Source organism: Kineococcus esterisolvens, from assembly GCF_050871405.1.
GTDB lineage: Bacteria > Actinomycetota > Actinomycetes > Actinomycetales > Kineococcaceae > Kineococcus.
In genome coordinates, this window is record NZ_JBJLRI010000014.1 from 1 (window position 1) to 12,527 (window position 12,527).

Here is a 12,527-nt window from a genome sequence, read left to right on the forward strand (position 1 = left end):
ACCGCGGCGGACCCCCGGGGGTCCGCCGCGGTCACCGCCTCAGGCGTGCGTCAGCCCTTCTTCCCCTTCGCGAACGGCTGCTCCGGGTAGACCGCGTCCACCTCGATCTCCACGAGCCAGCCGGCGACCGGCAGCGAGGCGACCTCGAGCGCCGAGCGCGAGGGGCGCGCGGGGTTCTCGAACAACGGCGGTGCGGGCGCCGCGGTGCCCATCGGCACGTCGACCGCCTCGTTCGTCTCGAGGTCGACGTTGGCGAAGTACTGCCGGTAGGCGCGGTTCCAGCCGGCGAAGTCGGCGACCTCGGTGCCCTCCTCGTTGGCGAGGAACACGCGCATCGTGACGACGTCGTCGAAGCTGAGGCCCTGCGCGGCGAGGTTCTCACCGATCGCCGCCAGGGCGTTCAGGCCCTGCGCCTCGGTGAGGGTCACCCCCTCCGGCAGCGCACCGCCGAAGGGGGCGAGGTCCACGTACGCCTCCGGGGTACCCGGCTCGGCGTCGGGGTTCGCGGCGGACGGGCCGATCCCGCTGGACTTGTAGATCGCCGTCCCCGGGCCGATGCCGACGCCGTTCGCGATGAACGGGTTCGTGTCGCCCAGGGGCAGCGCCACCTCGACCGTGCCCGGCGCGGGCGTCCCGCCGCGGACGGCGGCGACACCGGCGCCGGCGCCCAGGCCGACGAGGAGCAGCGCACTGACGCCCACGGCCAGCGGCCGGCGGGACAGGTTCTTCTTCACTCGGGTCCTCCGGTTCGGGGTCATCAGCTGCTCATGACGCGCTGGTGCAGCGCGGTGACGGCGGCGCGCGCCGACGTCATCGCGCCGTGCTGCCAGGCGATGGCGTGGGAGAGGTGGTCGCCGGCGAAGTACACGTTGCCCTGCGGCGCGAGCAGCGTCGCGTACTCGGGACCGGTCTGCGAGGTCCAGTCCACCCAGCCGCCCTCGCTGTACTTCGTCGCGCTCCAGGACACCGAGAACGAGGAGGCGATGTCCTCCCCGTACACGTCGCCGTGGATCAGCGCGCCGTTCTTCACGGCCCGCTCGCGGCGCTCGGCGTGCGGCAGGGCCGCGTAGTCCAGTGCGGTCTGTCCGTAGTTGTAGTAACCGACGACCACGCCGCGGTCGGTGTGGAAACCCGACGACGGGTACCAGACGTGCGCCAGGTCCAGGTCGGTGTTCGTGATGCCGCCGTAGATGCGCATGTCCTCCTCCCACCAGCGCCGGGAGTACTCCAGGCCGATCTTGCCCGTGGGCGATCCGGTGGCGGCCTGCAGCGCCGTGGTGACACCGAGGCCGAGGTTGTGCGGGATCCGTGCGGCGATGTGCGGCGGGATCGTGTTGACGACGAAGTCGGCGGTCGCGGTGCGGGTGGCGCCGCGCGCGTCCACGTAGTCGACCTCACCGCCGGCGGGCGTGGTGCGGATCGCGGTGACCTCGGCACCGTACCGGATCTTCGCGGGGCCGACGGCCTTCTCCAGCGCGTACGCGATGCGGTCCATGCCGCCGACCGGCTGGAACATCATGACGGCCTGGTCCCAGCCGAACTCGAAGGAGAACTCCCTGCCGATCCCGCTGGCGATGACGTCGTGCAGCCCCGGCGCCGGGGAGACGGAACCCGCCTGCAGACCCGCGCCGGGTGCGACGTCGAAACCGCGCCGGCCGCTGCCGCCGAGGTAGAGGTCCGCCGCGGCCGGGTCGCCGGTGGAGTTCCCCAGGTCACCGAAGTCGCGCAGGAACTCGACGAGCGCCTCCTTGTCGTCGCCGCTCAGCTCCCCGTCCAGCGCACCGGCGTTCGTGGCCTTCGCCAGCAGCTCCGACACGTAGCCGTACACGTCGGCCTTGGCCGCGCGGTGCCGGACCGCCGTGCCGGAGATCGCCGTGTCGCCGGTGTAGTAGAGCAGCGCGTCGGCGTTCTGGTTCACGAACGGCTCGATCGCGACCCCCAGCTCGCGGCAGTAGTCCAGGGTGACGTGGTGCTGCGGGATGCGGGCGGGGCCGGCGTTCATGTACTGACCCTCGGCGAACCGAACGCGCTGCGTCTCACCGTTCAGGTCGGTCTCCGTGTCACCGCCGCGGACCGTCCAGTTCCGGCCGCCGGGGCGGTGGCGCCCCTCCAGGAGGGTGACGCGGTACCCGGCCTTGCCCAGTTCGTAGGCCGTGGTGAGCCCGGCGATGCCGGCGCCCAGCACCAGGACGCTGCGGCTCGAGCGGCCGGTGAGGGTGAAGTCGGAGGCGCGGGGCGGGGTGAACGCGGCGTTCTCGGCGGCCGACGCGGCCGGTGCCAGACCCAGCGCACCCATGGCGCCGAACATGGCTCCGGCCCCTCCGGTGGCGCCGACACCACGGAGGAAGTTCCTGCGGGAAACGGGCACGGTTCTCCTCGAGAGGACAGTGTGGAGTCACCCACGGTGGGGGGGACACCCGAACCCTGGCGGGGCCGTGTTTCGCGCAGATCACGTGATCATCAACACCGTGTGACGCCTGTGACGGCCGCGCAACGCCGGCCCGGGCCGACGGGGCGATCACCGTCCGTGCCCGCGTCCTTGCGCAGCCGCTGCGCGCGGGTATTGGATGGCGCCGTCCGCGGTCCACGACCCCCGCCTGGAGCCCGCATGCCGCAGCGTCGCCGCACCTCCCTGCTCGCTCTCGCCGGCCTGACCGCCGGGGTCGCCGTCGCCGGGCCCGCCGGCCCGGTGTCCGCCGCCCCCACCGCCGAGAAGGTCCCCCTCGCCGTCGGCACGGGCGGCGCGGTCGCCACGGTCGACCCCGACGCCACCCGCATCGGCCTCGACGTGCTCGCCGACGGCGGCAACGCCGCCGACGCGGCCGTGGCGGCCGCAGCCGCGCTCGGCGTCACCGAGCCCTACTCGGCCGGCGTCGGCGGCGGTGGCTTCTTCGTCTACTACGACGCCGGGAGCGGTGAGGTCTCCACCATCGACGGTCGCGAGACCGCCCCGATGGCCATGGGCGCCACCGCGTTCCTCGGCGAGGACGGCGAGCCCCTGCCCTTCGCCGAGGCCGTCAACAGCGGCCTGTCCGTGGGCACCCCGGGAACGCCCCGGACCTGGGAACGGGCCCTGGAGGAGTTCGGCACGAAGTCGCTGCGCGACGTGCTTACCGGGCCCACCGCCCTGGCCCGCGACGGGTTCGTGGTCGACGAGACGTTCCGCCAGCAGACCGCCGACAACGAGGAGCGGTTCCGCCTGTTCCCCGCGACGGCGGAGCTGTTCCTGCCCGGCGGGCAGCTTCCCGAGGTGGGGTCGGTGTTCCGCAACCCCGACCTCGCCCGCACCTACCGCCAGCTCGCCGCGCGGGGCGTGGACTCCTTCTACGACGGCCGGCTCGCCGACGAGATCGCGGCGACCGCTCAGGACCCGCAGGAGGCCGAGGGCGTGCCGGAGGCCTACGACGGCCTGCTCACCAGCGCCGACCTCGCCGCCTACGACGCCCCGCTGCGCGAGGCGACGAAGGTGGAGTACCGCGGCCTGGAGGTCTACGGCATGGCTCCCCCCTCCAGCGGCGGCACCACCGTCGGCGAGGCCCTGAACATCCTCGACGAGCACAACCTGGCCTCGATTCCCGCGGCCGACCGGCTCCACCACTACCTCGAGGCCGGTGCGCTGGCCTTCGCCGACCGCAACGCCTACGTCGGCGACCCCGCCTACACCCAGGTGCCCGTCGACGAACTGCTCTCCGAGGGGTTCGCGGCCGAGCGCTCCTGCGAGATCGACCCCACCGCCGCGGCGGTCAAGCCCGTCCCGGCCGGCGTGCCGGACGGCGAGTACGCCCCGTGCGGCACCGCCGAGGGCGCGAGCGTGCAGGACACCGCGGCGGGGGTGTCGACGACCCACCTCACCGTCGCCGACGCGGAGGGCAACATCGCCAGCTACACGCTGACGATCGAGCAGACCGGCGGCAGCGGCATCACCGTGCCGGGCCGCGGTTTCCTGCTCAACAACGAGCTCACCGACTTCACCTTCGCGCCCGCCGACCTCACGCAGCCGGAGCCCAACCTGCCCGCCCCCGGCAAGCGCCCGCGCAGCAGCATGGCCCCCACGATCGTGCTGGACGACGGCGAGCCCCTCATGGCGCTCGGCTCCCCCGGCGGCAGCACCATCATCACGACCGTCCTGCAGACCCTCGTGAACCGGGTCGACGCGAACATGCGGCTCGACGAGGCCATCGCCGCGCCGCGGGCCACGCCGCGCAACACGGCCAGCGTCAACGCCGAGCCGGCGTTCCTGCAGGCGCACGGGGCGGAGCTCACCGCGCTCGGCCACGCCTTCAGCGAGACCGCCGAGATCGGCGCCGCCACGGCCGTGGAGTTCCTGCCCACGCCCGAGGGGCGGACCCCGCTCCTGCTCGCCGCGGCCGAGACCACCCGGCGCGGCGGCGGCAGCGCGGGGGTCGTCGACGACGTGTACGCGACCACCACGACGAAGGCCGCGACCGACCTGGCCCCCCGCCTGGTCGACTGACGGGGACCCCGGGGCGGGAAGCACCCGCCCCGGGGCCGCCGCGGACGAGCGGGCCGCTCAGCGCGCGGCGAGCTCCCCGAACCCCACGCCCGTCCACTCCACCGAGCGCGCCCACAGCCACGCCGCGTCCGCGGTGTCGTACGCCGCGGCCGACGCGCGCTCCAGGACCGGGAAACCCTTCCAGCCGCCGAAGCCGTCGGGGCCGAAGTACTCACCACCGCGCACGTCCGGGTCGGTGGCGGCGCGCAGCAGCGGCCAGGCCCCCTGCGCCGGGGGGTGCCCCACCGCGCGCCCGAGCGCCCCGCCCAGCGCGGCACCGACGCGGGTGTCGGCCGACAGCGGCGTCGCCTTCCACAGGTTCGTGTCCGACAGGCCCGGGTGGGCGATCGCCGAGACCAGCGGCAGCCCCGCCGCCGCGGCGCGCCGCTGCAGCTCCAGGCCGAACAGCAGGTTCGACAGCTTCGACTGCCCGTAGGCGTGCCAGCGCGAGTAGGAGCGCTCGCTCAGGTAGTTCTCCCGGTCCAGCCGGCCGAAGCGGTGCGCCACGCTGGCCACGCTCACCACGCGGGCGCCGTCCCCGGCCAGCAGCAGCGGCAGCAGCAGGCCCGTCAGCGCGAAGTGGCCCAGGTGGTTGGTGCCCACCTGCAGCTCGAAGCCGTCCGCGGTGCGCCCGAACGGCGGGGCCATGACGCCGGCGTTGTTCACCAGCACGTCCACGCTCGCGCGGCGGCCGGCGACCTCCGCCGCGGCGCGCCGCACGCTCGCCAGGTCCGCCACGTCCAGCGCCAGCACCTCCGCGGACGCCTCCACGCCCGAGTCGGCGACCTCCGCCCGCAGCCGCTCCAGCGCCGCAGCGCCGCGGGCCGCGTCGCGGCAGGCCAGCAGGACGTCCGCGCCGCGGCGGGCGAACTCGGTCGCCACGTGGAACCCCAGACCGGAGTTCGCGCCCGTGACCACGACGGTGCGACCCTCCTGGGGACCGACCTCGCCCGGCGTCCACGGCACCGCGGAACCCTCCCCGCGCGACCTCACGCGGGCTGGTACGGGGAGACGACGACCTCGACGCGCTGGAACTCCTTCAGGTCGGAGTACCCCGTGGTGGCCATCGAGCGGCGCAGCGCGCCGACGAGGTTCGTGGTGCCGTCGGCCACCCGGCCCGGCCCCTCCAGGATCTCCGCCAGCGGCGCGACGGTGCCCACGTGCACGCGCTCACCGCGCGGCAGCACCGAGTGGTGCGCCTCCGGGCCCCAGTGCCAGCCGCGGCCCGGCGCCTCCGTGGCGCGCGCCAGCGCCGCCCCGAGCATCACCGCGTCCGCCCCGCACGCCACCGCCTTGACGATGTCGCCGGAGGTGCCCACGCCGCCGTCGGCGATGACGTGCACGTACCGGCCGCCGGACTCGTCCATGTAGTCGCGGCGGGCCGCCGCCACGTCCGCGACGGCGCTGGCCATCGGGGCGTGGATGCCCAGCGTGCGGCGCGTGGTGTGCGCCGCCCCCCCGCCGAAGCCGACGAGGACGCCGGCCGCACCGGTGCGCATCAGGTGCAGCGACGCCGTGTACGTGGCCGCGCCGCCCACCACGACCGGCACGTCCAGCTCGTAGATGAAGCGCTTGAGGTTCAGCGGCTCGCTGCGGCCCGAGACGTGCTCGGCCGAGACCGTCGTGCCGCGGATGACGAACAGGTCCACGCCGGCGTCGACGACGACCTTCCAGAACTCCTGGGTCCGCTGCGGCGACAGGGCGCCGGCGACCGTCACGCCCGCGGCGCGCACCTGCGCCAGCCGCGCCGTGATGAGCTCGGGCTTGACCGGCTCCGCGTAGATCTCCTGCATGCGGCGCACCGCCACGGCCGGGTCCAGCGCGGCGATCTGCGCCAGCAGCGGCTCCGGGTCCTCGTAGCGCGTCCACAGCCCCTCGAGGTCGAGCACGCCCAGACCACCCAGGCGCCCCATGGCCACGGCCGTCGCCGGCGAGGCCACCGAGTCCATCGGCGCGCTCAGCACGGGGATCGCGAAGTGGTACGCGTCGATCTGCCAGGCGGTGGACACGTCCTCCGGGTCGCGGGTGCGGCGGCTGGGGACGATCGCCACGTCGTCGAAGCTGTAAGCGCGACGCCCCCGCTTGCCGCGGCCGATCTCGATCTCGTGCACCCGCACAGGCTACCGGCTGCGCGGCGCCCCTCCCGCTGCGCGGGAGGGGCGCCCCCTCAGCGGCCGCTGCTGTAGTTGGGCGCCTCGACCGTCATCTGGATGTCGTGCGGGTGGCTCTCCCGCAGCCCCGCCGGGGTGATCCGGACGAACCGACCCACCCGCTGCAGGTCCGGCACCGTGCGGGCACCGGCGTAGAACATCGACTGCCGCAGGCCACCCACCAGCTGGTGCGCCACCGCCGCCAGCGGACCGCGGTACGGGACCTGCCCCTCCACGCCCTCGGGCACGAAGCGGTCGTCGGAGGCCACGTCGTTCTGGAAGTAGCGGTCCTTGGAGAACGAACGGCCCCCGGAGCGGGTCTGCTGCGCGCCCAGCGACCCCATCCCGCGGTAGCTCTTGAACTGCTTGCCGTTGATGAACACCAGGTCGCCGGGGCTCTCCTCGCAACCCGCCAGCAGCGAGCCCAGCATCACGGTGTCCGCGCCCGCCACGATCGCCTTGGCGATGTCGCCGGAGTAGGCCAGCCCGCCGTCGCCGATGACCGGCACGCCCGCCGGGCCGGCGGCCTTGGACGCCTCGTGGATGGCCGTCACCTGCGGCACGCCCACGCCCGAGACGACGCGGGTGGTGCAGATCGAGCCCGGGCCCACCCCGACCTTGATGCCGTCCACGCCCGCGTCGACCAGCGCCTGCGCCGCGGCCCGGGTGGCGACGTTGCCGCCGACGACGTCGACGTGCGCGGCCGCGCTGTCGGCCTTCAGGCGGGAGATCATCTCCAGCACCGCCCGCGAGTGCCCGTGCGCCATGTCGACCACGAGGACGTCCACGCCCGCCTCGACCAGCTGCATGCCGCGCTTCCAGGCGTCCTCGAAGATGCCGATGGCGGCGGCCACCCGCAGCCGGCCGTCCTCGTCCTTCGTGGCCAGCGGGTACTGCTCGTTCTTGACGTAGTCCTTCACCGTGATGAGCCCGGTGAGGCGGTTGCGCTCGTCGACGATCGGGAGCTTCTCGATCTTGTGCTGGCGCAGCAGCTGCTCGGCGTCGTGCGCGCTGATGCCCACGGGCGCCGTGACCAGCGGCATCGGGGTCATGACCTCGTGCACCGGGCGGGAGAAGTCGCTCTCGAACCGCAGGTCGCGGTTGGTGACGATGCCGACCAGGGTGCCGTCGCCGTCCACGACGGGCACGCCGGAGATCCGGTAGCGCCCGCACAGGACGTCCACGTCCGCCAGCGTGGCGTCCGGGGAGGTCGTCACCGGCCGGGTGACCATGCCCGACTCCGACCGCTTGACGATGTCGACCTGGTTGGCCTGCTCGTCGGCGGACAGGTTGCGGTGCAGCACGCCCAGACCGCCCTGGCGGGCCATCGCGATGGCCATCCGGGACTCGGTCACCGTGTCCATCGCCGAGCTGAGCAGCGGCACCCGCAGCGTCACGCGCTTGGAGACGCGGCTGGAGGTGTCCGCCTCGGAGGGGACGACGTCCGACTCGCCGGGGAGCAGCAGGACGTCGTCGTAGGTCAGGCCCACGAACCCGAAGGGGTCGCGACCGGGGTCGTCGGGAGCGGGGAGGGGGGCCGGGGCACCGGCGGGGGTGTGCGCGCTCACCCCTCGATGCTACGGCTCCCTCAGCCCTCCTCCGACGGCTGCGCGGGCACCTCCGCCGAGCCGCCGGGCAGGACCTCCGCGGGGGTGTCCGGGGGTGCGCCGGCGGGCGCGTCCGCCACCGGGTCGGCCGCCGCCCCACCCCCGGACGCCTGCGGGGACGGGGACGGCGCGGCCCCGGCCTCCGGGGACGGCTCCGCACCGGGGCCCGGCGCGACGACGTCGACGGGCGTGGTGGACGCCTCCGGGTCCGTGGGCTCGTCCGCGGGCTCCTCCGTGGGCTCGCCCGCGGGCTCCTCCGGGGCCACCGGAGCCCCGGTGGGCTCGCCCGTCGCGGTGCCGGGCACGGCCGGCTCGGAGGACGGCACGGGCTGCTCGGCGGGCGGCTCCGCCCCGGTCGGCTCGGCGGGCCCGGTCGGCCCGGCGGGCCCCGTCGGAGCCGGTTCACCGGTCGGGTCCGCACCGCCGGTCGGCTCGCCGGAGCCGGTGGGCACCGGTTCGGCCGTCCCCCCCGAACCGGAGGGGGCCGGCGTGCCCGCCCCCCCGGTCGCGGGAGGCGCCGGGGAGCCGGTGGCGGGAGGCACCGGGGCACCGGTGGCGGGAGGCACCGGGGCACCGGTGGACCCGCCGCCCGAGCTGCCGCCCGAGGGCGACGCCGGCGCGCTCGGCACGGCCGGGGCCGTCGGCGCGGTGGTGCCCGTCGACGGGCGCGGCGCGGTCGGCGACAGCGTGCCGTCACCCGGCGACTGGGTGGTCCCCTCCCCGGGCTGCTCGGGAGCCATCGGGGCGACCCAGCGGGAGGTCGCCCCCACCGTCGGGGTGGCGGCGGCGACCAGGCCCGGCAGCGTCCTGGGGGGCGCCGGGACGCCGGTGGGGGCGCTCGCGCCGGCGGGCGCCGGGCCCGTCACGGGGACCCCCGCGGCGGCGGCCTGCTCCTGCAGCTGCTCCAGCGCGTCCTGCACCGAGCGCACCAGCTGCGGGTCGCCGTCGACGGTCCGCAAGGTCGTCAGGACCTCACTGACGCGTTCCACGGCCTCCTCGTGCTCACCGGAGGAGGCGTCGGCGCGCGCCTGCGCCAGCTCCCGCTGCACGCGCTGCTTCACCGTTCCGCCCAGCGCCTCCAGGACGCGGTCCGGGAACCAGGCGGGCAGGTTGGCCGTGACGGGGCTGGCGACCTCCCCGGCCACCGCGTCCGGGTGCCCCCCGCTCGTGGCGGCCGCCGCGGCGGTGCCGCCCAGCAGCGCCAGGACGGCGCACGCGGCGGCCGTGCCGCGCCCGAGGCGCTCCAGCGTCCGGCGGCGCGCCATCAGCACGCGCGGCTCGGGAGCGGCCGGGGAGGAACCCCCGGCCGGCGCGCCCGCACCCTCGACGACCGGCAGCTCCAGCGCCCGCGCGCCCGCCGTGAGCGGGTCGGCGTGCAGGGCGTAGGAGTTCAGCAGGCGCGCAACGGTGTCCTGGAGGTCGTCCTCACCGGCTCGGTGCGATCCCAGGCGGTCCAGCAGGGCGTCGGTGGCCAGCAGGTCCGGCACCGTGGGCAGGCCCCGCCCGCCGCGCAGGTGCCCGCGGTCGCCGCGCAGGTGCCCGCGGTCGCCGCTCACGTCGTCACCCGCAGCGATTCGTCGGCCATCGCGGTCTTGCGCAGCTTCTGCATCGCCCGGTGCTGCGCGACGCGCACCGCACCGGCCGTCATGTCCAGGGCGCGGCCGGTCTCCTCGGCGGACATGCCCGCTCCCACGCGCAGCGTGAGGATCTCGCGCAGCTTCGGCGGGAGGGTGTCCAGCAGGCGCCCCACGGTCTCGGCGTCGAAGGAGTCCAGGGCCAGCTGCTCGGGGCCGGGTTCGGCGGCGGCCGAGTCCGGGACCTCGTCGGTGGGCACGGGAGCCCGGTACGCGGCCCGCTGCGCGTCGGCGACCTTGTTGGCCGCGATGCGGTACACGAACGCCTCGAACGGGCGTCCGGTGTCCTTGTAGCGGGGCAGTGCCGTCAGCACGGCGATGCAGACCTCCTGTGCCGCGTCCTCGGCGGCGTGATCAGCCCCGGGCATGCGCCCGAGCCTGGCCCGGCAGTAGCGGTGGACGAGGCGGCGAACCGCTGCCAGGAGGTCGGCGACGGCGCCCTGCTCCCCCGACAGGGCGCGCGTCGCCAGTTCCTGGAGCCCCCCGGCATCCACTCTGCTCATCGGCCGGGGCTCGCCGTCCGTTACACCACTGCCGTCGAAGCGCACCTCCGGGGCGTCCGCGGACCGTTCGCCGCTCGCCGCTCCGGCCGTGACGGTGGGCGCGGTGCGCACCTCGACGGTGCCGGGGGCGACGTCCGCGGAGGGCGCAGCACCGGGGCCGGCGCGCCGCGCGGCGTCCGTCCCGGCCGGTCCGCCGGCCTCGTCGCCCCCAGGGCCCACGCGCCTACCGTACGAGACCCCAGCGGAATCCCACAGCCACCGCCTGCGCCCGGTCCGCCGCCTCGAGCTTGCGGAAGAGCCGCCGGGCGTGCGTCTTGACGGTGTCCTCGGACAGGAACAGCTCCCGGCCGATCTCGGCGTTGCTGCGGCCGCGGCTCATCCCGACGAGGACCTGCCCCTCCCGCTCGGTCAGGACCGGCGCGCGGCCGGAGAGCACCGTGCGGGCGCGGCCGCCGCCACGACGGCGGGACACGTCCTGCAGGGCCTGCAGGACCGCGGTGGCCAGCTCCTCGCGCGAGACGTCCTTGACGACGTAGCCGCGGGCGCCGGAGGCCACGGCCCGCGCCACGCCGTCGCCGTCCTCGGCCATCGTGGCCATGAGGACGTTCGCCTCGGGGTGCCGGGCGAGCAAGCGGCGCGCGGCCTCCACACCACCGATGCCGGGCATCCGCACGTCCATGATGACGAGCGAGGGCCGCTCGACGGGCCAGCGCGTCAGCGCCTCCTCGCCGGAGGCCGCGCCCACGACGCGGGTCACACCCGGGACCGCGGCGACCATGCGCCGCATCGCCTCCCGGGCTAGTGGGAGGTCATCGCAGACCAGGACCGTAGCCACCACTTGCCTCTTCCCTGTATGGGTGGAACGGGCCCTTCCGTGGACCCGTTGCGACCCGCCTGGAGCGAGCTGCAGGGAAGGCATCGGCACGTGACGGCACGCACCTGAGCGGTGATCTCCGCGGAGTGCTCAGGCGTGCACGGCGCGGGCGCAGCGGCGCACGGCGTCGGCCAGGGAGCCGGCGCGCTCGCACCCCTCCACGGCGTCCGGCCACCCGGGCCCGCACAGCACCACCAGCGGCGCCGGGCGCACGGCGAGCAGCGCCGCCAGGGCCTCCACCTCGGCGCCGCTGCGCGCGGCCCGGGCGTGCAGCAGCACCGCGGGCGGCCGGGCGCGGCGCACCGCCGCGACGAGCATCCGCACCGGCACACCGTCGCCGACGGACCGGGCACCGGCTCCCGCCTCGGCCAGCGCGGCGGCGGCGGCCAGCAGCGCCGGTCCCCGCGGGACCGGGTCGGCGCCGGCCAGCACGACGGCGCGCTCGTCCTCGCGGGTGGGCAGCAGGGCCAGGGCGCGGGCCACGGCCTCGTGCAGCGCGGCGTCGTCGGTGGCGAGCGCGGGGCCGAGGACGTCGTCCCAGGCGGCGGCGGCGCCGCGGTTGCGGACCTCCTCGGCGAAGCGGTCCGCCAGGCTCTGCACCGCCCAGTCCTGCAGCTCGTCGCGGTTGCGCGGGACCGCACCGGCGGCGCGGCGCTCCGCGTCGGCCTCCTCCGCCTCGTCGTCCTCGTCGTCCTCGTCGGCAGCGCGGCCGGGGCGAGCCGCCGGCAGGCCGACCCCGGGGTCCACCGCGGTGCGGGCCGCCCCGCCCTCGACGGGCTCGCCACCGGCTTGTCCGCCGGCGATGGCGGCGGCGTCGGTGACGGCGGCCTCGATGACGGCTGCGGGGATGGTGGAGACGCTGGCGAGCGCGAAGCCGCCGTCCGCGACGGCGGTGGTCGCGGCGATCGCGGCGGCCTCGGCGGGGGCCACGCCCTCCAGCGTCAGGCGGCGCATGACCACGAGGCGGGCCAGGTCGGTGGAGGAGTAGCGCCGGTGCGCGCCCGCGGTGTGCTCGGAGGGCCCCAGCCCGTAGCGGCGGTCCCAGGTGCGCAGCGTCGCCGGGGCGACACCCAGCCGGCGCGCCACGGCGGCGACGGTGAGGGTCAGGCGCGGCGCGGGTGGCGCGGCCGACCCGTGGGGCGACGAGGACACCCCGGGATCCTCCCGCGCGGCGACCTGGACCGCCACTCCCCGGCCGGTTCCCGGCGCCCCCCGGAGCAGCAGGAGGCCACGCAGAAGTTGTTCA

The 12,527-nt window shown here is 75.9% G+C and carries 10 protein-coding genes; 1 reads left to right on the forward strand and 9 read right to left on the reverse strand.

All coding sequences use genetic code 11. The annotated features are described in order from the left end of the window. Positions 1-50 precede the first annotated feature (50 nt). The gene (locus tag ACRYR8_RS06935; protein ID WP_432483514.1) at positions 51-758 is read right to left on the reverse strand and encodes a Rid family hydrolase; all 708 of its coding nucleotides are present in this window, start codon (positions 756-758) and stop codon (positions 51-53) included. Beyond that, positions 758-2,368, reverse strand: coding sequence for a flavin monoamine oxidase family protein (locus ACRYR8_RS06940; protein WP_432483516.1), 1,611 nt, complete (start codon positions 2,366-2,368; stop codon positions 758-760). The genes ACRYR8_RS06935 and ACRYR8_RS06940 overlap by 1 nt, the downstream gene beginning before the upstream one ends. A 240-nt stretch (positions 2,369-2,608) precedes the next feature. Between ACRYR8_RS06940 and ggt the strand changes: the two genes are divergently transcribed. Continuing rightward, positions 2,609-4,474 (forward strand): gamma-glutamyltransferase, encoded by a 1,866-nt coding sequence (gene ggt / locus ACRYR8_RS06945; RefSeq protein ID WP_432483518.1) that lies wholly within the window; start codon positions 2,609-2,611, stop codon positions 4,472-4,474. A 57-nt stretch (positions 4,475-4,531) separates the two neighbouring features. On the opposite strand, the gene ACRYR8_RS06950 is transcribed toward ggt, so the two are convergent. The 7 genes from ACRYR8_RS06950 to ACRYR8_RS06980 form a co-directional block, all read right to left on the reverse strand. Beyond that, positions 4,532-5,479 (reverse strand): oxidoreductase, encoded by a 948-nt coding sequence (locus ACRYR8_RS06950; RefSeq protein ID WP_432483520.1) that lies wholly within the window; start codon positions 5,477-5,479, stop codon positions 4,532-4,534. A 23-nt stretch (positions 5,480-5,502) separates the two neighbouring features. Next, positions 5,503-6,624 (reverse strand): GuaB3 family IMP dehydrogenase-related protein, encoded by a 1,122-nt coding sequence (locus ACRYR8_RS06955; RefSeq protein ID WP_432483522.1) that lies wholly within the window; start codon positions 6,622-6,624, stop codon positions 5,503-5,505. A 56-nt stretch (positions 6,625-6,680) separates the two neighbouring features. After that, on the reverse strand, positions 6,681-8,231 hold the full coding sequence (gene guaB / locus ACRYR8_RS06960) for an IMP dehydrogenase (RefSeq protein ID WP_432483524.1): 1,551 nt from the start codon (positions 8,229-8,231) through the stop codon (positions 6,681-6,683). 20 nt (positions 8,232-8,251) lie between these two features. Then, on the reverse strand, positions 8,252-9,826 hold the full coding sequence (locus tag ACRYR8_RS06965; protein WP_432483526.1) for a hypothetical protein: 1,575 nt from the start codon (positions 9,824-9,826) through the stop codon (positions 8,252-8,254). After that, on the reverse strand, positions 9,823-10,626 hold the full coding sequence (shbA, locus tag ACRYR8_RS06970; RefSeq protein ID WP_432483528.1) for an RNA polymerase sigma factor ShbA: 804 nt from the start codon (positions 10,624-10,626) through the stop codon (positions 9,823-9,825). Before shbA ends, ACRYR8_RS06965 begins: the two co-directional genes overlap by 4 nt. A gap of 4 nt (positions 10,627-10,630) precedes the next feature. After that, complete coding sequence (locus tag ACRYR8_RS06975) at positions 10,631-11,242, reverse strand: response regulator transcription factor (RefSeq protein WP_432483530.1); 612 nt, start codon at positions 11,240-11,242, stop codon at positions 10,631-10,633. A 129-nt stretch (positions 11,243-11,371) separates the two neighbouring features. Beyond that, a complete protein-coding gene (locus ACRYR8_RS06980; RefSeq protein WP_432483532.1) occupies positions 11,372-12,433 on the reverse strand; it encodes a MerR family transcriptional regulator in 1,062 nt (353 codons plus the stop codon). Positions 12,434-12,527 lie beyond the last annotated feature (94 nt).

Bases quoted from the DNA above. Each gene is read 5' to 3' on its own strand.
- ACRYR8_RS06935 (WP_432483514.1), bottom strand. From the start codon at position 758: ATGACCCCGAACCGGAGGACCCGAGTGAAGAAGAACCTGTCCCGCCGG.
- ggt (WP_432483518.1), top strand. From the start codon at position 2,609: ATGCCGCAGCGTCGCCGCACCTCCCTGCTCGCTCTCGCCGGCCTGACC.